At 53.5% G+C, this 18,395-nt stretch carries 17 protein-coding genes; 3 read left to right on the top strand and 14 right to left on the bottom strand.

Translation table 11 applies throughout. The features are described from left to right. Positions 1 to 54 precede the first annotated feature (54 nt). On the bottom strand, positions 55 to 1,965 hold the full coding sequence (locus C0977_RS03250) for a heavy metal translocating P-type ATPase (protein ID WP_101912434.1): 1,911 nt from the start codon (positions 1,963 to 1,965) through the stop codon (positions 55 to 57). 155 nt (positions 1,966 to 2,120) lie between these two features. Here C0977_RS03250 and C0977_RS03245 point away from each other — a divergent pair, with 155 nt between their 5' ends. Continuing rightward, positions 2,121 to 3,035, top strand: a complete 915-nt coding sequence (locus tag C0977_RS03245) for a ketopantoate reductase family protein (protein WP_159459020.1) — start codon at positions 2,121 to 2,123, stop codon at positions 3,033 to 3,035. A 41-nt stretch (positions 3,036 to 3,076) separates the two neighbouring features. On the opposite strand, the gene C0977_RS03240 is transcribed toward C0977_RS03245, so the two are convergent. The 9 genes from C0977_RS03240 to C0977_RS03200 form a co-directional block, all read right to left on the bottom strand. Next, complete coding sequence (locus C0977_RS03240; protein WP_023052736.1) at positions 3,077 to 3,565, bottom strand: QueT transporter family protein; 489 nt, start codon at positions 3,563 to 3,565, stop codon at positions 3,077 to 3,079. A 54-nt stretch (positions 3,566 to 3,619) separates the two neighbouring features. After that, positions 3,620 to 4,807 (bottom strand): secretin and TonB N-terminal domain-containing protein, encoded by a 1,188-nt coding sequence (locus C0977_RS03235; RefSeq protein ID WP_234987554.1) that lies wholly within the window; start codon positions 4,805 to 4,807, stop codon positions 3,620 to 3,622. Then, positions 4,791 to 5,306: a hypothetical protein gene (locus C0977_RS03230; RefSeq protein WP_145995061.1), complete on the bottom strand. Its 516-nt coding sequence runs from the start codon at positions 5,304 to 5,306 to the stop codon at positions 4,791 to 4,793. The genes C0977_RS03235 and C0977_RS03230 overlap by 17 nt, the downstream gene beginning before the upstream one ends. Before the next feature lie 209 nt (positions 5,307 to 5,515). Beyond that, positions 5,516 to 6,955 carry a glucose-6-phosphate isomerase gene (locus C0977_RS03225; protein WP_101912431.1) on the bottom strand — a complete coding sequence of 480 codons (1,440 nt, stop codon included), beginning with the start codon at positions 6,953 to 6,955 and terminating at the stop codon, positions 5,516 to 5,518. A gap of 140 nt (positions 6,956 to 7,095) precedes the next feature. Further along, on the bottom strand, positions 7,096 to 7,863 hold the full coding sequence (locus tag C0977_RS03220; RefSeq protein WP_023052733.1) for an amino acid ABC transporter ATP-binding protein: 768 nt from the start codon (positions 7,861 to 7,863) through the stop codon (positions 7,096 to 7,098). 14 nt (positions 7,864 to 7,877) lie between these two features. Continuing rightward, a complete protein-coding gene (locus tag C0977_RS03215; RefSeq protein WP_023052741.1) occupies positions 7,878 to 8,528 on the bottom strand; it encodes an amino acid ABC transporter permease in 651 nt (216 codons plus the stop codon). 84 nt (positions 8,529 to 8,612) lie between these two features. Beyond that, positions 8,613 to 9,410, bottom strand: a complete 798-nt coding sequence (locus C0977_RS03210) for an amino acid ABC transporter substrate-binding protein (protein ID WP_101912430.1) — start codon at positions 9,408 to 9,410, stop codon at positions 8,613 to 8,615. A gap of 10 nt (positions 9,411 to 9,420) precedes the next feature. Beyond that, the gene (locus C0977_RS03205) at positions 9,421 to 10,215 is read right to left on the bottom strand and encodes an amino acid ABC transporter substrate-binding protein (protein WP_023052738.1); all 795 of its coding nucleotides are present in this window, start codon (positions 10,213 to 10,215) and stop codon (positions 9,421 to 9,423) included. A gap of 140 nt (positions 10,216 to 10,355) precedes the next feature. Next, a complete protein-coding gene (locus tag C0977_RS03200; RefSeq protein ID WP_101912429.1) occupies positions 10,356 to 10,853 on the bottom strand; it encodes a hypothetical protein in 498 nt (165 codons plus the stop codon). 157 nt (positions 10,854 to 11,010) lie between these two features. Between C0977_RS03200 and C0977_RS03195 the strand changes: the two genes are divergently transcribed. Both C0977_RS03195 and queG read left to right on the top strand, forming a co-directional pair. Further along, complete coding sequence (locus C0977_RS03195; RefSeq protein ID WP_101912428.1) at positions 11,011 to 11,703, top strand: GntR family transcriptional regulator; 693 nt, start codon at positions 11,011 to 11,013, stop codon at positions 11,701 to 11,703. After that, positions 11,696 to 12,607, top strand: a complete 912-nt coding sequence (gene queG, locus C0977_RS03190) for a tRNA epoxyqueuosine(34) reductase QueG (RefSeq protein WP_101912427.1) — start codon at positions 11,696 to 11,698, stop codon at positions 12,605 to 12,607. The genes C0977_RS03195 and queG overlap by 8 nt, the downstream gene beginning before the upstream one ends. A gap of 72 nt (positions 12,608 to 12,679) precedes the next feature. Here the strand turns inward: queG and dnaB are convergent, their stop codons facing one another. Genes dnaB through C0977_RS03170 form a run of 4 tightly spaced genes read right to left on the bottom strand, consistent with a single transcriptional unit; the run spans position 12,680 to position 18,388 of the window. Next, a complete protein-coding gene (dnaB, locus tag C0977_RS03185) occupies positions 12,680 to 14,014 on the bottom strand; it encodes a replicative DNA helicase (RefSeq protein WP_101912426.1) in 1,335 nt (444 codons plus the stop codon). A gap of 1 nt (position 14,015) precedes the next feature. Continuing rightward, positions 14,016 to 15,932 (bottom strand): Lon family ATP-dependent protease, encoded by a 1,917-nt coding sequence (gene lonC, locus C0977_RS03180; RefSeq protein ID WP_101912425.1) that lies wholly within the window; start codon positions 15,930 to 15,932, stop codon positions 14,016 to 14,018. A gap of 3 nt (positions 15,933 to 15,935) precedes the next feature. Continuing rightward, complete coding sequence (gene rplI / locus C0977_RS03175; RefSeq protein ID WP_101912424.1) at positions 15,936 to 16,382, bottom strand: 50S ribosomal protein L9; 447 nt, start codon at positions 16,380 to 16,382, stop codon at positions 15,936 to 15,938. Next, positions 16,379 to 18,388, bottom strand: a complete 2,010-nt coding sequence (locus C0977_RS03170; RefSeq protein WP_101912423.1) for a DHH family phosphoesterase — start codon at positions 18,386 to 18,388, stop codon at positions 16,379 to 16,381. Before C0977_RS03170 ends, rplI begins: the two co-directional genes overlap by 4 nt. Between the last annotated feature and the right edge of the window lie 7 nt (positions 18,389 to 18,395).

Below are 18,395 nucleotides of genomic sequence, written 5' to 3'. Positions count from 1 at the left end.
CTCTTGCGAAAAAAAGAGGAAGAACAGATTGCGGCGTTCTTCCTCTCTACTATATCACGTTTGATACAAAATGCGAACCGAATTGGCAATACATAAAACGGCGACACCGGCATCGGCAAAAACGGCACCCCACATGGAAGCGAATCCGGCAAGACCGGCCAGCATGACCAGGCCTTTCACCCCAAGGGCAAACACGACGTTCTGCCGAACGACGGCAAGCGTCTGCCGGGATAGTAGCAGTGAACGAAGAACGGCACTGACGGCGCCGTGCATGTAAATGACGTCAGCCGCATCGACAGCGATGTCGGCGCCGCTGCCCATAGCGCCGCCAACATCGGCGCCGGAAAGAACGGGACCGTCGTTGATGCCGTCACCGACGAAGAAAACGGCCCCCCGTTCTTGCCGCAGCGACGACAACGCCGCGACCTTGTCCTGCGGCAGGCAGTCTGCCAGCGTCTGATCGATACCGAGCGTTCCGGCCACGACGCCTGCCGCCGCCGCACGATCACCGGTAACCATTGCCGTATAAAGGCCGAGCTTCTTAATGCCGTTGACGGCTGCGGCCGCATCGTCCTTTACCGTATCCGTAAGGATAATATGGCCGGCATATTCGCCGTCGACGGCGACGAAGATGACCGCCGCTCCTGCCGCCGCCACGGACGGTACCGCCGTACCGAGCCGCTGCAGCAGCCGCAAGCTGCCGCAGGCGACCGAATGACCGTCGACAATGGCAACAACGCCTTCTCCGGCGAATTCTCTGCTGCGGAGCGCCGGAGAGAGTGTACGGCCGCCGACAGTTGCCGCAGCCACGATTCCCTTGGCCAACGGATGCTGCGATCCCTGTTCAACGGCTCCCGCCGCGGCCAGAACGGCCGCTTCCGTGAACCTGCCGGCAGCGCAGACACGTTGCGCGGAAAAGCGACCTTCCGTAAGTGTCCCGGTCTTATCAAAAATGACGGTTTTGACTTCATGCAGCCGTTCCAGTGCCGCCGCCCCTTTAAACAGAATTCCTCCTTTGGCCGCCGCGCCGATAGCGGCGGAAAAAGCCAACGGAATACTGATCACCAAGGCACAGGGGCAGCTGATGACCAAAAAGGTCAGTGCCGTGTACAGCCAATAATGCCACTGCCCGCCGGCGAGAGACGGCACGACGGCCGTCACTATCGCCGCCGCTACGACGGCAGGCGTATACAGCCGACAAAACCGGGTAATAAACCGGTCAAGTCGCGGTTTTTGCGCTTCCGCAGCCGCCACGGCTTGCAAAATCTTCGAGACCGTAGATTGCGCCAGTTCCTTCGTTACCGTCAGCTCAATCACGCCGGTCTTGTTTATTGCCCCCGACAGCACACCGTCCCCTTCACGACAAGTCAGCGGCAGCGCTTCACCGGTGAGAGCGGACATATCGAGGACGGACTCTCCTGCCGCCACGATACCGTCTAAGGGAATACGATCACCGGGCCGTACCAGAAGACGGTCTCCCGTCCTCGCGGCGGCGGCAGGGATCGTTTCGACGTCTCTGCCGTCTCGAATGCGGCAGACAACATCAGGCCTCAGATCGATAGCCGCCTTGATCTGACGGCGGCTCTTACCGGCAGCCCGTTCTTCCAAAAATTCGCCGATACGGCTGAAAAGCATGACGGCTACAGCCTCGACACAATCGCCGATAAGAAAGGCTCCGCCGCTGGCAATGACCATGAGCAGATTTTCGTCAAACGGGTCTTTACGGCGAATATTACGCCAAGCCGCCTGAATAACGTCTTTACCGATCAACAGATACGCAAAACCGTAAAGATATAGGCTGCCCTTGTCCGGCAGCGGCCATATATACGCCGCCAAGTATGCGCAAATACCTGCAAAGACGGGCAAGAGCCGTTTCTTTCCGCTTTCCTCCGCCTGTTCACCACAGCAGCCGCAAGTACAGGTGCAACGGCTTACCGGTTCTTGTTGCGACATTTTTTCACACATAATATCTCCTTTTTATATGATTATTTGTTTATATGTTAGTTGTAGTATAACACATGAACAAACACATGCGCAATAGTTCATATGTTTTTTTCTTTGAATCACTTTCTTTTTGCAGTATAATTAGTAACAATGACAACAAGAAAGGAAGTCCTTCTATGAAATGCATGGTCAGCGGCATCGGCGGTGTCGGCGGCTATATTGCCGCCGTTTTGTGTTCCCACCGTCAGGATGTCACCTTAATCGCCCGCGGAAAACGCCGGGAATCATTAGCGAAAAAAGGCCTTGTCGTCCACAGCAGACGGATGGGAGAACACATCTTTCATCCCTTCGTAACGGCTACGCCGGCTGCTGCCGGCCGCCAGGATGTAATTTTTATCTGTGTCAAGAATTATTCTCTCTCCGAAGCATTGGCCGCCTTACAGCCCTGCATTGCTGAACAAACCATTATCGTCCCCGTTCTGAACGGCATCGACCACTATGACGTAACCAAAAAGCAGACGCCGCAGGGCCGCGTCCTGGATTCGTTGATTTACATCACCACTGCTTACGATACGGATTATTCCATTCGCCAAACCAGCGACTACGCCAAACTTTGTATCGGTAAAGGCGATTCCGACGCCTTGGAAACAGTGCGGCGCCTCCTCGACGAAACGGGCGTATTCGACTGTCAGATCCCCGATGATATGGATGCCGAAGCGTGGCATAAATATATTATCAACTGCGCCTACAACGTCATTACCGCCTATTACGACGCGACGACAGGCGACTTGCTGCAACATCCGCAATGGCTGAAAGAATTTCATGATCTCCTGGAAGAAACGCACCGTGTCGGCGTCGCCGCCGGCATTCGCCTGTCGCCATCGCTGCCTGACGAAATCTACCGCTCCATGACGGATAAACGCAATGCTGCGGCAACGAGCTCAATGGCCCGCGATTTCAAGGCGAAACGGGCCAATGAATTGGAAACCTTTAGCGGCCATGTATTGAAAAAAGCGGCGGAACTGCACCTCACGCTGCCCGTTACGACACGCTTTTATGCAGAATTGAAAAAGCGCTCCGCCTCGTTTTAAAAAACGCTTTCCTCTTCATCGGGAGGAAAGCATTTTTCATTTTACGCCTTCTGAAAGTAACGGGCGAATCCCTTATTTTTCAGCAGCCCCTTATAGATCAGAATACCGCTGACAGAGACGGATAAAAATTCGCCGGCACCGATATAGGCCATCATCGCCCAAAGGGAAATTTCTTCCGGTATTTCCGTCAAATAGGCCAATTCCAGCGCAATCAGTACGCCGTTGAAAAAGACCGGCGCCAAGGAAGCGACAAACAAATGGGCGCACCGTGACATGACAACGGTGGCAAGAAAAGTAGCCGTCGTTCCGACCAGCATATCCGGCAAGCCGAACGGACTTCCCATATTCGCCAGAAAACAGCCGGCGACAAGACCGGGAATCCATTTTCTGTCGGAAAAAGCGAAGAGCGTCATGAATTCGGAAAAGCGGATCTGCACGGGGCCGTAGCTGACAGGCGCCAGCACGATCGTCAGAATGGCGTAAATTGCGGCAATAACGGCATTCACCATGAGAATACGCAGGTTCGACATCAGAAAAACCTCCTTGATTTTTTGTGAAGTGGGTACCAAGAAACACTTCCTGCGCTATTGTACCACATTCACGCGCCGTTGTCGCAGCGTATCGTATTCTTCCGGCACCTTTGTCTCCTCTTTTGACCGCAACCGGATAAGGATAACGATTTCCGTCTCTTTCTGGCTGCGGTAGTGGCTGCGAAAAAGCCTGCCGAGGACCGGCAGATCACCGAGCAGCGGTATTTTGCGGAAATTTTCGACATCTTCACGATTGATAAGGCCGCCGATAACCAACGTCTTGCCCGGCTCCATCCGCACCTCCGTCGTCACTTGCCGCGTAGCGATGCGATAGGCTTTCAGCTGCGGCACCAGCACGGGCGTACTGACTTCGGCGTCAATTTTGGCGGTCACACTGCCGTCGTCATGAATGCGCGGCGTATAGACGAGCTGAATGCCGGCATCGCGATATTCCGTCGTCGTGACGCTTTCCTGTCCCTTTTCATGCTCCGTCAGGACGGGAATGCGGTCGCCGATGAGGATCTTCGCCTCTTTTCCGTTGGCGGCAAGCAAATGCGGCCGGGCCAACAATTTGGCCTTGCCTTCTGTCAACAACGCCCGTACTTTTCCTTCAAAAGAAAAAAGTCCGCTCCGTCCGGGTCCTCCCGGCACGCCGCCCCAACTCCAGTCCAGGCCGAGCTCCTTCATCGCGTCCTGTGTCAAGGATACGACTTCCACTTCCACATCGGCCTGCGCCGCTTCCCGATCCAGCACTTCAACCAGTCTGCCGACTGCCGCCGCTTCCGCCGGCGTGCCGCCAATGACGATGCGGTTGGTGCCTGCATAGGTCCGGACCTGCTCCGCCGGAATCGCCGCCCTGACGGCCTCGGCCACCTCTGCCGGCTCCGCATGCTGCAGGGCCCATGTATACAGCCGTTTGACCCCTCTCTGTTCCCGCCCTGCCGTAATCGACGCGATGGCGCCGCCGCGGTTATAATAAAGGTTTTGACCGGCAACGATCGCCTTGATGGCTTCTTCTGCCGTCACATTTTCCAGGTGCAGCGTCATTGATCCCTGCACCGTATCGTCAACGACGAGATTGATGCCGCCGCTTTTGGCCAATCCCTCCAGAACCGTACGGATCGGAGCGTCACTGACATCGACGGAAAGGGGCGCGGCGGCAATCGGATTGCCACAGAAAACACACCAGAACAAAACCGGTCCCAACCAGCGCCGGGCCGTACGTTTATCGATACAATTCAATCGTCTCGCCACCTTTCGTCAAACCGACGATACCGTCCGTAATATAACTCACCGTATAGGATCCAAAATGATCACCGGCCCGGCAAGCCGCCGTCAGCGTACCGTCAGAAAGCAGCACGACCTGACGCGCGCCTTGCGCCATGTAGCCGAGAATAACAGGCGGCGCAGACGCCTTCGTCCCTTTTTGGGCTCCTTCTTGTACTGCCGCCGGCAACGTCTGCACAGCCGCCTCTTCAGTCGGATCCGGCGCTGCGGCAAACAGATCAGGCAGCGGCCGATGGCGCAATGACGGCAATGTCGTAAAAATCAGTTTCCCCGTCTTTTCCGTTTCCTTTGCCGCGCCGTTACCGTCGCTTTTTTCCTTTTTCTCTTGGCTCCGTTTCTCTTCTGTTCCGGCGTAAGAAAAAGGAGCCGGAGACGCCTCGCGCATCTCCGACTCCCCTATGACCGTTTTCTTTTCAAGCAGCGGCCCGTCCCACAAGAACGCCATCCCCGACACGATGGTCAGGATCACTCCGTAGGGGAGTAAACGTCTTGCGTGTGGAACCGAACAGTTCCTTATCTTCCGAATCAGAAGCCGTACCTCAGCCCGCATCATCATACCCGTCCGGATGACTTTGATGCCAAGCCCAGGCAGCGGCAATACTTTCTTCAAGATGACTGCCGATATAGCCGGCTCTGCCTGTAACCAGGATTCTCATTACTTCCTTACCCTTCCTTCAGGGCCTTCAGCCGACTGCCCAAAAACTTTTTATAAATCTCGACGCCCGGCTGATTGAAGGCATCGACAGCAGCAAATTCGCCTTCATAGGCGACGGAAAGGCAGAGCATGTACATCAGCTCGCCGAGATGGTAGGCATTCAGCTGCGGCAAAATGTAATTGGCGCTGGGACGGCCGTCACTGGCCAGGGCCTCCGCATTAGCGCTGCGGGCGCTTTCCAGAATGCGGCTCAGCGGCAAACCGCTGAATGCTTCCAACTGTGCATATTCGTCGTATAGATGGGGAACGACCAGATCATTTTCCCAGTCGGTCACCGAAATGAATTGAACGACCTTATCCTGCGGCCCTTCCTGATGCTCCTGCGTCTGTGCATGCATATCCGTCGTACCGACGGCCACGATCGGCGTTCTGCCGTAATTGACGACACGCTGCCGCTTATCCAGCCGCTTGCCGAGAGATTCGGCCAGCAGTTGGACATACCATTCCGAAAGTGATTTCAGGCAATCGCCGTACGGCATCAGCACTTCCAGACAACGGCCGTGAAGCTTGCCTGCCAGATATTTCAAGGCACTGTTGAAGAGCGCAGGATTTTCATGCCAGTCGCCGTTCCGGCAGACCTGATCCATAGCCCTGGCACCGTCCAGATAAGCGCGGATATCGAAGCCGATGAGAGCGGCCACGATCAGGCCGACTTCGGAAAAAACGCTGAACCGGCCGCCGACGCCGTCAGGAACAAAAAAGATCGGCCAGTCTGATTTTTCCGCCAGATGATGCAACAACGTTTCTTTTTCCCCTACATGCGGGTCGGTTACGGCAACGGTTTCCAACGCGACCGACGCATCCATCATGGCCTGGCGGAAAATCATATAATTGGACATCGGTTCAATTGTCGACCCCGATTTGGAAAGCAGCACGGCCATGACCGTATAGGCAGGCTTTGCGTTGCGCTCTCCCTGCAAGAATCGGATGATCTCGCCAAGGGAACGGGAGTCCACGTTATTTCCAGAGAAAAAGATCTTGGGATATCCGTTCCGCTCCGCCGTAGACTGATAATTCCAGAAAGCGCCGCAATGGACATCAAAGAGAACTTTGCCGCCCAAGTAGGAGCCGCCGATACCGAAAAAAACGACGGCGTCAACGCGGTTGCGCGTCGTCCGCCCCAAGGTCTCCAGCGCCATGATGCGTTCAGGCGTATTAATATTCTCTTCAGCTATATACGGCAATCTGGTAAAGAGTACGGCCTCGGGCTCGCCGTCTTTTGACAGATGCCCGTCGATCGTCCCCTTTCTGCGCATATCCATCAGCGCCGTATGCGCTTTGCCGCAACATTCTTCAAATGCGGACAGTTCTTCTTCCGTAACGCCGTCAGGTCCGTATAACGTCCCCGCATCGAAGGTAAATCCTGATTGTAACGTAATGCTGGCCATGGCAATCACTGCCTTTCTGTTATGAATACCTATCCATTCTTTTACCGTATATTATAGCATACGTATACGTTATCATACAGTAAATATCCTTTTACATGGCCGCGATAAAAAAACCGCACCGACTGCAGTGCGGTTTCTTCTCAAAAATGAAGCATTGATTGCAGGAAGCTTTTTGTCCGTTCGTTTTGCGGATGTTCGAATACGTCCGCCGGCGTTCCCTCTTCTTGAATAATGCCGTCCGCCATGAAAAGAACGCGGTCGGCCACTTCTTTGGCAAAGGCCATTTCATGGGTCACGATGATCATGGTCATATCGTCGTCCGCCAGCTGCCTGATCGTCTGCAGAACCTCGCCTGTCAGCTCCGGATCCAAGGCCGACGTCGGCTCGTCAAAAAGCATGATATCCGGATTCATGGCCAATGCCCTGGCAATAGCCACGCGCTGTTTCTGTCCGCCCGAAAGACGGGACGGGTAGGTATCCTTTTTTTCCCAAAGGCCGACTTTGCGCAGCAAGGCCTCGGCGACGGGAAGAATCTCTTCGTCTTTCATGCCTTTGACGACGCGCGGCGCTTCCAATATGTTTTCCAGAACCGTCATATGCGGAAAGAGATTAAAGTGCTGAAAAACCATGCCCATGCGACGGCAGATGGCCCGCACCTCACCAGCCGGCGCATAAACGGAGTGGCCGCCGTCTGCCGGCTGCTGCGCCATGCACCGGCCGTCAACGGTAATTTCACCTCGGTCGATCGTCTCCAGCTGGCAAAGACAGCGAAGAAATGTACTCTTGCCGCTGCCTGACGGCCCGATAATGGAAATGACTTCGCCGGCATCGACGGCAAGGGAAACATCGTTTAACACGTCTAACGATCCGAATCTTTTTCTAATGTGCTTCATTTCAATAAAACTCATGTTTGCGGCTCCTCCTATTCATCATATACGGCATAGCGTTTTTCCAGGTAGCCGAAAACGTTGGTCAGAATAAAGGTGAAAAAGAGATAGAACACGGCGGCAACGATAAACGCCGTCGTATCGAAATCGCGCTGTACGATCGACCGCGTAATGCGAAGAATGTCATTCATCGCCAGGATGTAAACCAGAGACGTATCTTTCAGCAAATTGATCGTTTCATTCGCGACCGGCGGCAGGACCCGTTTGATGACCTGCGGCAGAACGATGCGGCGCATCGTCTGGACATAGGTCATCCCCAAAACTTTAGCGCCTTCATATTGTCCACGATCAATGGACTGAATCCCGCCGCGAAATATTTCGGCAAAATATGCGGCATAGTTGAACACGAAAGCGATGATAGCCGCCGGAAAATCAGGCAGCTTCAGCCCTTCAATAATGAACGGCAGGCCGTAATAAATAAACAGGATCTGCAGCATCAGCGGCGTACCACGCATGATATAAATATACGCCCCCATAAATTTGCGCAGCGGCATGATCCGGGACAATCTGGCGACGGCCATGATGATTCCCAGCGGCAGGCTGAGGACGATGGTAATCGCAAAAATTTTCAGTGTAATCTGCAGCCCTGCAGCAACGGAAGGCACTATCGTAAAAAAATATTCCAATGGATTCTCCTTTACCCGAAACGCACGAAATGAGGGGCTGAAATCGTCCCTCATCGCGCTTCAAACGTGTGTATTTTCCTGTATTTATTTAATCGTAATATCTTCGCCGAACCATTTCTGCGACAGCTTCGTCAGCGTGCCGTCTTCACCCATCTGCTTCAGCACGTCATTCATTTTTTCCTGCAACAGCGTGTCTTCTTTACGCATGCCGACGCCGAATTCTTCATTGCCCATCTGATCGTCGATAACCTTGAACTTGCCTTCTTTTTTGCTCATGTAGTACCGGCCGACGACACTGTCAACAAGAATCGCATCGGTCCTGCCGACTTCCAGATCCATAAAGGCAGCTACAAAATCACCGTACAATTTTACATCAGCCAGCGAACCTTTAAAATCGGGAACCTTATCGAGAGCGTCAACAGAGCTGCTGCCTTCCTGCGTGCCGATAACCTTGCCGGCCAAACCGGCCCTGTCGGTAACCGGTGAATCGCTGCGCACAACGAGGAGCTGGGAATTCTTCATATACGGCTTGGAAAAGGCGATCTGCTGCGCCCGTGTTTCTGTAATCGTCAACCCGTTCCAAAGCATATCCACCTGCTTGCTCTTCAAAGCGGCTTCCTTGCTGTCCCAGTCGATCGGCTTGAATTCAACTTCGACGCCTAACCGTTTGGAAGCTTCTTTGGCCAAATCGATATCAAAGCCGACCAACGCGCCGCTGTCATCGCGGAATCCCATCGGCGGGAAATTATCATCCAGTCCGATAACCAATTTATCCGGCAACTTTTGTTCCGCCTGCTTCGCGCCGCTGCCGCCGCAGCCGGTCAATAACGATACTGCCGCAACCGTCAACAATCCTGCACAAATCATTTTTTTGAGTCTCATCTTCTGCCTCCTATACCGTTATATCCATACCGAACCATTTTTCCGAAAATTTCTGTGCCGTCCCGTCGCTGTGCATTTCTTCCAGGACACGATCCAGCTTTTCTTTTAACGCCGTATCCTCCTTGCGCAGGCCGACGCCACTGGGAACAGCGGGATAACCTACGTCGATAATGCGGAAATCAGCCTTGTTTTTCTTCATAAAATATCCTGCTGTCGTCTTGGCAACGACGACGGCATCAATGCGGCCGACTTCCAGATCCATGAAAGACGTCACATTATCGGAATATTGTTTCAATTCCTTAAAAGAATTCTTCAGTTCCGGCTCCGCGTCAATCGCTTCCAGTCCCGTGCTTCCCTGCTGCGTCCCGACTATTTTGCCGGCAAGATCAGCTTTGCCGCGGATCGTCGAATCACTGCGTACCAGCAATATTTGCGGCCCGTTTTCATAGGCTCGGGAGAAAAGGATATTCTTTTCCCGATCCGGCGTGATGGAAAGACTGCTCCAGATGGCGTCAATATTCTTGCTCTTCAACTCCGCTTCCTTGCTGTCCCAATCGATGGACTTGAATTCCACCTCCATGCCGAGACGCCTGCTCGCTTCTTTAGCCATATCAATATCAAAGCCGACCAGTTCGCCCGATTCATCATGAAACCCGAAAGGCGGGAAATTATCATCCAAGCCGATAACGATCTTAGCACGCTTCTGTTGACCGCCAGCAGCCGTTTTATCCTGTCCGCAACCGGCAAGCACGCCGGCAAGAACCACCCCGACAACGGCAAACGCCGCATACCGCTTCCATCCCATGTATATCGCCTCCACAATGCCTACTGATGATGCTTCTTTATTTTACTTTATCTCATTAAAATAGTAAAGAATAAAGTGGAGGCGAAACATACCTGTTATTTTTTGATTTCACCTGATTTCATTTGATCTCTCTGTAATTCTCATTCTTCCTCATCTTTTTCTGCCCCATCACGAATGCGATCCAATATTTCCCGCTTATCTTTTCCGGAGAGAAATTGAAGCTGAACAGGCAAAATTACAAGGCCGCCCTCTATCGGCTGTCCCAAGCGAAATTCGCGCCACGTATCGGCAATTTCAAAAATATCCCGATACGGAACGAAGAGCAATTGCTTTTCCGGGTGCAGCTGTCCGCTCAGAAGATCCCGCGCCGACGTGCATTGACGCCGCACGATCAGTCCTTTGGCCGTCGTGTAGCAGAGAATATCCCGCTGTCGGTGTATCTGCCACAGGCAAAAACACAAGACGGCAATATTGTCCAACTTGGCGGCAATCGTCCGTTCCGGAAGCATGAGCCAGAAAAAATAAATACCTACGGCCGTAAAAGCCAGCTGAAACATGAAGGACAGGGCACGCGCTTTTTCATATTCTTTTTCAATTGCACCGCACGAAAAGCGTTTGGTCAGGTCTTCCTGGGTCATAAGCTCGCCTGCCTTGACGGGAGATCAGTTCGCCTGAAATAATCAGCAGTCCGGCGAAAACGAAAAAAGCGGCTGCCGACGCTGTATAACTATAGTATAATGTAGTTACCCGGGGAATGCCAGTCTTTTTCTCCATTACGTCCAAAGGGAGGTCCGTATGGTCAATTATCATGCGCAGTCATTAAAAAATCAAATCTACACGATTATCAAAAAACGCCTGCTCGATCAAAAGTATCAAGACGGTCACCTGCTTTCGGAACGGACGCTCGCCGATGAACTGCGTGTCAGCCGCACGCCGGTGCGTGAAGCGTTGCTGCGTTTGCAGAAAGAAGGCTGGGTCCGCTATATTCCGCAGAAGGGAATTATCGTCAAAAGTTTGGACGCCAAAAATTTAACTAATATTTTTCAGATCCGCACGGCACTGGAAGTATTGTCCGTCCAGCTGGCCTGTTCCCATATCACGTCGGAACAGCTGGAGATACTGCGTCTGTCTGTAGAACAACAGCGCAAACTGGCGGAATATGACAGTCCGAAATACCAGGAGTTCATTTTCAGCGACACGGAGTTTCATAATACCATTATTGAGGCATCCGGCAACTCCCTTCTTCGATACGTCGTAGAGGAACTTCGGGATAATATCAAGCGAACCGGCATCAATTCCCTTTACAGCCGTACCAGCCGCGTCGCCGAAGCAGCCAATGAACACGCCGCCATCGCCGCCGCCCTGGAACGGCACAGCGCTGAAGAAGCGGAGATCGCCATGCGCCACCACCTGCATATTTGTTATACCTCCGCGTACAGTTATATCGTCAGGCCGGAAATCAAGGAAAGCGACTCTCTCCATGGATAGTCGCCTCATCAAAGCGCTGGGACGGGAACTCGGGCTCGACTGCATCGGTATTGCCACCGCCGAACTGCCGGCAGAAGTGTCGACCGAGCCGATTTGCCCTCTCGCCGCCGGCCACGGCGAGGACCGCTGGCAACCGAAGCGCCTGCTGCCGGCATGCCGTGCCATTATCGTCGTCTTATTTCCCTACTACCACGGCCAAAAGGCAGGCAAGGCCAACCTCTCCCTCTATTGCCAGAGCCGCGATTACCATCAGATTATTCGTGACTATCTGGCACGCTTCGACGCGGCCATTCGCCGCCGTTTCCCCGACAGCCGGCAAGTCGCCGTCATCGATACGACGCCCTTAGCCGATCGCTATTTGGCCCAGCGCGCCGGCCTCGGCTTCTTCGGCGACAATCGCTGCCTCATTCACGAAACCTACGGCACGTACTGCTTCATCGGCAGCCTGCTGACTACCCTGCCCCTGGACGCCGACGCGCCGAACCAGCGCGAATGCCGCCACTGCGGTGCCTGCGCCGCCGCCTGCCCCGGCAATTGCTTTACCGGCACATCCTACACCTATGAGCGTTGCAAATCGTATTTAACGCAAAAAAAAGGCGACTTGTCCCCTGCGGAAATCGCGATTATACAAAAAACGCCCCTCGTCTTCGGCTGTGATGAATGCCAGCGCGTCTGCCCTCATAATCGGGACGTGCCGGTAACGCCGCTGCCTGAATTCAGGGAGCAGCTGCTGACGCACATCGATGCCGCCGCCTTGGAATCCATTACGAACAGCCAGTTCCGCGCCGCTTACGGCAACCGCGCCTTTGCCTGGCGCGGTAAAAAAATATTGCTGCGCAACTTGGCGTATTTGAAAGAAAACGGGGAAACACCGCCGCCTTTTCCAGCAGGTCCATCCGGATAAAATTACGCCGAACCGCCGGCAACCCAACCAAAAAGGGATACGAGATGATCGTCTCGTATCCCTTTTTGGTTATTAAAATTCTTCGCTGTGATGCGTATCGAGATTAAGAAACAGCGTGTACTCTCCTTTGAAGTAGAGCTTCACCGTATCCGTCGCGCCGTTGCGGTGCTTGGCCACGATGACTTCCGTAATGTGCTGATTCTCCGTCTCCTTATCGTAATAATCTTCGCGGTAAAGGAAGGACACGATATCGGCATCCTGCTCCAACGCCCCCGATTCACGCAAATCGCTCAACATGGGCCGTTTCTCCTGCCGGCTCTCAACGCCTCGCGACAGCTGCGACAATGCGATGAGCGGCACTTTCAGCTCACGCGCCAGCGCTTTCAGGGAACGGGAAATATCGGAGATTTCCTGCTGCCTGCTTTCGGCATTGCGCCCCTGCATGAGCTGTAGATAATCGACGATAATCAGATCAAGGCCTTTTTCCGATTTCAGCCGCCGCGCTTTGGAACGCATTTCTCCGACGCCGATGCCGGGCGTATCGTCAATATAAATCGGCGCTTGGTATAATTTACTGCACGCCTCCGTCAGCCTTCCCCATTCTTCGTCGCTGTTCAGCTGCCCGGTCCTGAGCTTCTGCGAATCAATATGAGAAATCTGGCAGAGCAATCGCTGTACCAGCTGTTCCCGGGACATTTCCAACGAAAAAAAAGCAACCGTTTTCTGCTGACGCACCCCGACGTTTTGGGCAATATTCAGCGTAAAGGCCGTCTTCCCCATACTGGGGCGAGCGGCGATGAGGATCAAATCGGACGGCTGCAACCCCGACGTCAGGAGGTCGAGATCGCGAAATCCCGTCGGCAAGCCTGTCAGCCCCGCTTTATTCTCATAAAGCTTCGTAATCTTATCGAGCGTCTCATTGACGACGTCGCTGACGGGCGCGAAATCGCTGCGATTGTTGCTGTCGGAGATCCCCATGATTTTCTGCTCCGCTTTATCGAGCAGTTCACTCGCCGCCGTCTCGCCGTCGTAAGCTTCCGTTGCCAAATCGGTACAGGTGGAAATGAGCTTGCGGGCCAATGACTTTTCCACGACAATGTTGATATGGTATTCGATATTGGCAGCCGTCGCCACGAGATTCGGCAAGCTCAGCACATATTCCAGGCCGCCCGCATCGTCCAGCTTTTTCATGCGCCGCAGCTCTTCCGGAAGCGTAATGACGTCGATTTCTTTCCGTTCGCCGTGCAAATTGACCATCGCTTCAAAAATAATGCGGTGTACTTCACGGTAAAAATCGACGGGAAGCAGTTTCTCCGCAGCCAACGTCGCCGCGTCGTGTTCCAACATCATCGCGCCGAGAACGGCCTGTTCCGCTTCTATATTCTGCGGCGGTATTCGTTGTTCCATTTTACGACTCCTGTTTGATGAGCAACAGATCCAAGACCTCGCCGATCGTCTTGACGGGACAGACTTCAAGCCCCAAATGATCTGCCGGTATATCTTCTTTATTCTCTTCCGGAATAATAATGGTCTTCATTGCGGCACGGCTGGCGCCATACGCTTTTTCAAAGACGCCGCCAACAGGTTTAACCTGTCCCTGTACGGAAATTTCTCCCGTAACGGCTGCATCTTGGCGTACCGGCACCTTGGTAATGGCGGATATCAGCGCCGTCGTAATCGCCGTTCCCGCTGACGGTCCGTCAATATTGCCGCCGCCGATAAAATTGATGTTGATGTCGAAATCAGCCAGCTCTTTGCCTGTCACGGCGCGAACGACGGCGGCGGCATTAAACATGGAATCCTTCGCCATGGAACCGGCCGTATCGTTAAAGCGGAAATAGCCTTTGCCCGCTGTCTGCGCCGGAAAGGCGACAGCTTCGATTTCCAACGTCGAACCGAGATAACCGGCGACGCCGAGGCCGAAGACCTTGCCGATGACGCCTGCCGACGACGCCCGTTCCGGCACGTACGGCACTAAGCGACTGACGTGAGCAATATGCTGAATGGTCTCCAGCGTAATTTGTATATCCGTCGTGCTTTTTTGCTGATAAACGGCATGACCGTACGCATCAGCCAAAATATTGACGGCCTTACGCCCTTCAATCGTAAAGGTGCTGATCTTTTCCGCCACGCCGTCAGCCAGAGAAATCCCCAACTCCGCAGCGGCATTGCCGATGATCCGAACGATATCGGCCGGTACCAGCGGCTCGAAGAACACTTCGGCGCAACGCGAACGGATAGCCGGATTGATTTCCGACGGATCCCGTGTCGTGGCCCCGATGAGAATGAAGTCCGCCGGCGCACCGTCGGCAAAGAGTTTGCGTATATATTCGGGAATATTCGGATCCGATTCGTCATAATAAGCCGATTCGAATTTCACCCGTTTATCTTCCAATACTTTCAATAATTTATTCAGCAGCATGGGATCCATTTCGCCGATTTCATCGATGAAGAGAATACCGCCGTGTGCTTCCGTTACAAGCCCCGGCTTCGGCTCGGGAATACCCGTTTCGGCCAGATCCCGCCTCGCTCCCTGATAAATGGGATCATGAACGGAACCGATCAGGGGATTGGTCATATCCCGCGAGTCCCAGCGCAAGGTCGTACCTGCCGTTTCCACGAAAGGCGCATCTGCGCCGAAGGGAGTAAACGGCAACTTTTTGGCCTCGTCCAAAATAATGCGGGCAGCCGTCGTCTTACCGACACCTGGCGGTCCGTAAAGGAGCAGATGCTGGGGATAGACGGATGCCAATTTGCTCTGCATCGCTTCTACAGCCCGCTCCTGCCCGACGATAGCCGACAGTTTTTTCGGCCGAACCCGTTCCATAACGGATGCGGCCAACTGGATCGTATCGAGCCGTTGCAAGGCCTCCAACTTCTGCTTCGTCTGCGGCGTTTCGACGTCATGCAACTCTTCCTGGATCAGCTGCATCTTGATTTCCTGGACATATTCCTGCTGTTTTTCTTCCATCCGCTGGGAAATCTTCTTTTCCAGCCGTTCTTCCACGGCCTGCCGCGCCAGCATCTCCGCCAAAACAGTTTCCAACTCGTTCAACACGTCGACGACCTCTTCGTCTGTCGGTACCTTATCGTATGACGCATCTTCATAAATCAGCCGCTGCAGCCCTGTCAGGCGCTGCCGGGGATCTTCGGAGTGAACGTAGGCCAAAGCGGAATATTTGCTGGCGCGAAGAACCATTTTTTCCGGACCGATGAGACCTGTAAAAGCGCCGTACAATACGTTCACCTGCCGGCGCAGTTCCTCTTCCGCCGTCGGTTCCAGATACTTATGGCGCTGCAGTAATTTATCTAATAACTCTTTCATACCTTATCCTTCGGTGACATGAACTTTGATCACGCTCGTAATCGTCGGATGAACACGGATGATGACATCATACGTCCCGACGGCCTTGATCGGCTCTTTGATCTCTACTTTTTTCTTGTCCAGATCAAGGTTGTATTGTTCCTTTGCGGCATCGCTAATGTTCTTTCCCGTAATGGCGCCGAAGACCTTGCCGCCTTCACCGGTACGCACGGGAATCGTCAATTCGACTTTCTTCAGCTGACTGGCCAGGATGACCGCTTCGTCGGAAGCCACCTTCGCCTTATGCTGCGCCGCCGCGCTTTTCTGTTTGGCATCGTTGATATTTTCAGCCGTACCGGGTGCCGCCAACTTACGCGCCAACAGATAATTACGGCCATATCCGTCGGAAACTTCGACGATTTCCCCTTTTTTTCCTAATTTTTTTACGTCTTGCAATAAGATTACTTTCATATCGTTGTACTCTCCTTTTCTGCAACTTGCTGCAATGCTTTCCGCACGGCAGCCTGTCCCTCTGCCGGAGACAGTCCTTTCAGCTGCGCACCGGCGACGGTGCGGTGACCGCCGCCGCCGAGTTCTTCCATGACCAGCTGCACGTTGATATTGCCCTGAGAGCGGGCGCTGACGCCGAGATTGCCGTCAGAAAGCGCATAAAAAGCAAAGCTCGCCTCGACCGTATTGATTCCTAACAGCATATCCGCCACCTGTGCCGATACGACAGGCGCGTTCTCCACGCCGGGCGGACAATTCGTCATGGCAATACTGTCCATAATAACCGCGTCGGCCAGCATTTGCGCCTTCGTCTTGACCAGGGCGAAATCCGAGCTGAAAAGACTGCGCACGATCGTCGGATCGGCGCCGCTGCGCCGCAAATACGCGGCGGCGTCAAAAGTGCGCACGCCGGTCTGCACGGCAAAGCTCTTCGTATCGACGACGATACCGGCATATAAGGCCGTTGCTTCGACCTTCTCAAGCTCCACATCATCCCTGAAATACTGGATCAGCTCCGTAACGAGTTCGCTCGTCGAGGAGCTCGACGTCTCCGTATACGTTAAAAGGGGCTTCTTGATGAAATCGCTGCTGCGCCGATGATGGTCGATTACGACGCGGCGTTTCGTTTTTTCCAAAAGCTTCGGCGCCGCCGTCATATCAGCCCGATGCGTATCGGTAATAAAAAGAAGCGTTTTTTCGGTGCACATCATTTCCGCCGTTTCCGGCGTAATCAGCAGATTGCGGAAAAGTTCCACTTCGCTGACTTTATCCAGCAGCGGCTGAATCGCATCTGTTTCTTTACTGGCGACGATATGCACGGACTTACCGGCAATACGCGCCATATGAGCCACGCCGATGGCGGAACCGATGCAGTCGTAATCTTCCCGTTCGTGTCCCATAACCAGCACGTTTTCACTCGTATCGATCAATTCATGCAGGGCCTGGGCAACAATACGGGCGCGAACGCGGGTGTTCTTTTCTAGGGACTGCGTCTTGCCGCCGAAAAAATGAACCTCTCCCGATTCTTCATAAACGACGACCTGATCGCCGCCGCGTCCCAAAGCCAAGTCAACGCCGGCATGAGCCTTGTCGGCCAGCTCGTTGAAATCGGATAAGCCTCGGGTAAAGGTTTCTTCCGGTACTGCCGCCACACCCATGCTGACAGTAACGGGAATGCGGTTCACGGTGTGAATGGCTCTGATCTTGTCAAGGATGGCGAAATGATTTTTCTTCAACCCTTCGAAGGCCTTCCTCGTTAAGCAGACAAAATAGTTTTCATTGCCGTATACATGGATATAACAGCCCAGCGCCGTCATTTCTCCGACAATGCAGTTGTTGACGTCGGTCCAAAGTGTCGCCTGTTGTACAGCCGACATCCCCTTGCCCACTTCTTCCATGTTGTCAATGACAATTTCCGCAAAAACGGGCATAGTCTGCAGGGCATTTTCTTTCTGTCGTTCCGTATCGGTAATGTCCTCGAAGTACAGGATCAAATAATTATCGTCTTCCGATGCATCAGTTTGCAGATACTTGTAAACCACGCGATAGTACCGGTCATTGATCGTTTCAAAAAAATACCCCGACTTTCCCCAAACCTTATCGAGATTCAAATTCGGCATGATCTGACTCATTTTCTGTCCGTCGTCGACAGCCGCCAACCAGTCCATGAAAACACTGTTCGACCAGCAAAGCGCCGATTCCGAGTCAATGATGGCAATGCCGATGGGAAGATTTTGAACGGCATATGTCGTCGCCTGATCGACACTGCGCGAAATGGCATCGAAAAAGCGGCTGATCTCGCGATTGCGCTCATTGGAATCTTTGCGGCTTAAGAAAAATGCGCCGATGATCAGGATTACCGCCAAAGCGGCGACTACCCAGTTATACACGGCAATGATCATCAGGAGAAGGGAAATGACAAGCAGATAATACCTTTCAAATGGACTGCCCAATAGTTTTTTAAACATGCGTCGG

It is taken from the genome of Megasphaera vaginalis (ex Bordigoni et al. 2020), from assembly GCF_900240295.1.
Taxonomy (GTDB): Bacteria; Bacillota; Negativicutes; order Veillonellales; family Megasphaeraceae; genus Megasphaera; species Megasphaera vaginalis.
The sequence above is the reverse complement of the archived record's forward strand: the minus strand, read 5'-3'. Positions and strand labels throughout refer to the sequence as shown.

Excerpts from the sequence above, each read along its gene's own strand:
- C0977_RS03250 (WP_101912434.1), bottom strand. The coding sequence starts at position 1,965 with ATGTGTGAAAAAATGTCGCAACAAGAACCGGTAAGCCGTTGCACCTGT.
- C0977_RS03245 (WP_159459020.1), top strand. The coding sequence starts at position 2,121 with ATGAAATGCATGGTCAGCGGCATCGGCGGTGTCGGCGGCTATATTGCC.
- C0977_RS03240 (WP_023052736.1), bottom strand. The coding sequence starts at position 3,565 with ATGTCGAACCTGCGTATTCTCATGGTGAATGCCGTTATTGCCGCAATT.
- C0977_RS03225 (WP_101912431.1), bottom strand. The coding sequence starts at position 6,955 with ATGGCCAGCATTACGTTACAATCAGGATTTACCTTCGATGCGGGGACG.
- C0977_RS03220 (WP_023052733.1), bottom strand. The coding sequence starts at position 7,863 with ATGAGTTTTATTGAAATGAAGCACATTAGAAAAAGATTCGGATCGTTA.
- C0977_RS03210 (WP_101912430.1), bottom strand. The coding sequence starts at position 9,410 with ATGAGACTCAAAAAAATGATTTGTGCAGGATTGTTGACGGTTGCGGCA.
- C0977_RS03205 (WP_023052738.1), bottom strand. The coding sequence starts at position 10,215 with ATGGGATGGAAGCGGTATGCGGCGTTTGCCGTTGTCGGGGTGGTTCTT.
- C0977_RS03200 (WP_101912429.1), bottom strand. The coding sequence starts at position 10,853 with ATGACCCAGGAAGACCTGACCAAACGCTTTTCGTGCGGTGCAATTGAA.
- C0977_RS03195 (WP_101912428.1), top strand. The coding sequence starts at position 11,011 with ATGGTCAATTATCATGCGCAGTCATTAAAAAATCAAATCTACACGATT.
- queG (WP_101912427.1), top strand. The coding sequence starts at position 11,696 with ATGGATAGTCGCCTCATCAAAGCGCTGGGACGGGAACTCGGGCTCGAC.
- dnaB (WP_101912426.1), bottom strand. The coding sequence starts at position 14,014 with ATGGAACAACGAATACCGCCGCAGAATATAGAAGCGGAACAGGCCGTT.
- lonC (WP_101912425.1), bottom strand. The coding sequence starts at position 15,932 with ATGAAAGAGTTATTAGATAAATTACTGCAGCGCCATAAGTATCTGGAA.
- rplI (WP_101912424.1), bottom strand. The coding sequence starts at position 16,382 with ATGAAAGTAATCTTATTGCAAGACGTAAAAAAATTAGGAAAAAAAGGG.
- C0977_RS03170 (WP_101912423.1), bottom strand. The coding sequence starts at position 18,388 with ATGTTTAAAAAACTATTGGGCAGTCCATTTGAAAGGTATTATCTGCTT.